Annotated in this window: 4 protein-coding genes; 3 read left to right on the forward strand and 1 reads right to left on the reverse strand. The window is 61.2% G+C overall.

Annotated elements, in window-relative coordinates; translation table 11 throughout:
* The 3 genes from BGIM_RS65845 to BGIM_RS0115815 all read left to right on the forward strand — a co-directional run.
* Positions 1-414 (forward strand): hypothetical protein (locus BGIM_RS65845; protein WP_202947269.1); only part of this gene is annotated, 414 nt, incomplete at its 5' end.
* A 197-nt stretch (positions 415-611) separates the two neighbouring features.
* Positions 612-1,349: a hypothetical protein gene (locus BGIM_RS0115810; protein WP_020470727.1), complete on the forward strand. Its 738-nt coding sequence runs from the start codon at positions 612-614 to the stop codon at positions 1,347-1,349.
* A 66-nt stretch (positions 1,350-1,415) separates the two neighbouring features.
* Positions 1,416-2,063 (forward strand): bifunctional 4-hydroxy-2-oxoglutarate aldolase/2-dehydro-3-deoxy-phosphogluconate aldolase, encoded by a 648-nt coding sequence (locus BGIM_RS0115815; RefSeq protein ID WP_020470728.1) that lies wholly within the window; start codon positions 1,416-1,418, stop codon positions 2,061-2,063.
* Positions 2,064-2,128: 65 nt separating this feature from the next.
* On the opposite strand, the gene BGIM_RS0115820 is transcribed toward BGIM_RS0115815, so the two are convergent.
* On the reverse strand, positions 2,129-2,536 hold a 408-nt coding region (locus tag BGIM_RS0115820; protein WP_029630090.1), incomplete at its 5' end, for a transposase.

Here is a 2,536-nt window from a genome sequence, read left to right on the forward strand (position 1 = left end):
CCCGACATGCGGGTGGACGTGGACGTGACGCCGCCGATCGTCAAGATTTACGAACCGCTGGCGGATTCGACCTCGAAGGACACGATGGTGTTGCGATGGCAGGCCGTGGACCGCAACCTCGCCACGGATCCGATCACGCTGGAATGGTCGGACGGCCCCCGCGGCCCGTGGGTTCCGCTGGCCGTCTCGGACTCGCTCGGCGCCAGCCCCGGCCAGCCGAAGCGCCTGCCGAACACCGGCAGCTACGCCTGGAAGCTCCCCGCGAACTTCCCGACCCACAAGGTCTTCCTGAAAGTCTCGGCCCGCGACCTCGCCGGCAACCTCGCCGAAGCGACAACGGCCAACCCGATCTTGGTTGACCTCAACAAGCCCGGCGCCGTGAAACTCAACATCGTCGGCGGCATCTCCAAGTGATTTGTCGGCCTTGCGGGGCGGCGGGATTCCACCGCCCCGCACGCCGTTTGTTCACATTCTTCCGATCCTTCCGAACCGAAACGATTCCATCTGGGGAAATTCTGCGGCCTTCTTTGGGAGGGATCTCATTTGTCGGCAATTAATTACGGTTCTGACATCCTCGCTCGAACAACGTGATTGGCGCCGGAGATTGACCGATGAAGTCCAAGCCTGTTTGCTGGCTGGCCGGAGCCATTCTGTTGATGTTGACGCCCGGCTTCGTCCGGGCTGATTCCTTTTATGTGGTGGTCTTCGGCTACCAACGACCCGTCATCAACAATGCCCGCTTCAGCCATACGTTCGCCACATTCATCCGAACCACGGCGGACGGAAAGGCCGAGCATTTTACCATCAGTTGGTTGCCGACATCGACTGAAGTGCGGCCGGCCCGGCTAAAGTCGGAAGAGGGGAAAAACTTCACCCTTCAGGAAACCCTGGCGATTGCCAAGGAGAACCGCACGGTGGTCGGCCGGTGGGGGCCGTATGAGATCAAGCCGGAACTGTGGAATCTGGCCGTCGAGCAAAAAGCCTGGCTGGAAAGCGGCAAGGTGCGATACAAGGCGTTCGACGACGGCTCGCCGGACGGAACCGTGTCAAATTGCGTCCATGCGGTGACCTACATGGCAAGACCGGAGGGCCAACGGAACCCGATGGTCTACGTGTTGCCGGGAGCTTGGGGAGAATCCGGAAGCTACTGGGCCGCCCTGACGCTCCGGCCTTGGTACGTGGAGCCGTGTAATGTCCGCCACGATTTGATGGCCTCCATTGGCCTGAACGACAAAGACTTCGAGCATTACGGCCTCGACCGCCATCCCTCCAAAAACCCGGTGGCGGTTCTGGTTCAGAATGGTTTTCAGGCGAGGTTGCTCCCGAATCGCGTCAATTGCAGCCGTTGAGCCTGTTGAAAAGATGTTCGTCTCACCAAGATAACACCATCATCTTGCTCTCCGAGACTTCTCTTCATGACTGATGTTCTTCAACAAATCGCGGCGGTTCGGGTGGTGGCCATCGCCACCGGGGTGACGGCCGAAAACGCGGAGCCATTGGCCGACGCACTGGTGGCCGGGGGGCTGCCGGTTCTTGAACTGCCGCTACGGGAGGCCGGTTCAGTAAAAGCGGTGGCGGCGTTGCGGGATCGCCGGGATTTGGTCCTCGGGGCGGGGACGATTCTCACGCTCGATCAAGCAAAGGCGGCCGTGGACGCCGGGGCGACATATCTCGTCGCTCCGGGGCTGGACATGAAAATCGTCGAGTGGGCGGTGGCCGCGAACGTGCTGTTCTTTCCGGGCGTGTTCACCGGCACGGAAATCACCCATGCCTACAACGCCGGACTGCGAGTGGCCAAATTCTTCCCGGCCGAACCGGGCGGCGGGATCACGACCATCAAGATGCTGGCCGCCCCGTTTCCGGGGATGAAATTCCTCCCCACCGGCGGCATCACCCCCGAGGTCATGCACCGTTATCTCGAAAGCGACCTCATTGTGGCCGTGGGCCAAGGCGCGATGGTTAAGAAAGAGTGGATCATCGAGAAACGGTGGAACGATGTCACCGAGACGACCCGGCGGGTGATGGAGATTGTGAAAGCGACGCCAAAACCAGCCCGGCCCTGACAACTTCCCAAACGTCACACTCCCCGCGTTTATAGCCCGACGCGCGAGTTTTGAAGTTGCGCTTTTTATCCGGCGGTGCGAAACTCGGCCGGGATGGCCTGCCGGAGTTTTCGTCGCAAACGCCGGATTCCGCCGGGTGTTTGCATGGCGCGGGCCAGGTATTCCAAGTCGGCCTGTTCGCTGTGGCGGCGGACCGCCAGGCAGAGGCCGTGGGTTCGCTGGTGTCGCCAGCGCTCTTTCTGCTTCGTCGTCAGGCCGGACTTGGCCAGTTGCCTCGCCCGATGCCACTCCAGCCACAGGAACGTCACCAGGACCAGCTCCAGCCATCCCTCCGTCGCCTCGAACCGGCGCAGGCGGCATTGGGCGAAGCCCAATGTGCTTTTCAACTCCTTGAAGAACAGTTCGATCTGCCAGCGCAAATCATAAAGTTCGACCAGTTCGGCCGTCCGGAAATCCGTGCGGTTGGACATCAG

It is taken from the genome of Zavarzinella formosa DSM 19928 (assembly GCF_000255705.1).
Taxonomy (GTDB): domain Bacteria; phylum Planctomycetota; class Planctomycetia; order Gemmatales; family Gemmataceae; genus Zavarzinella; species Zavarzinella formosa.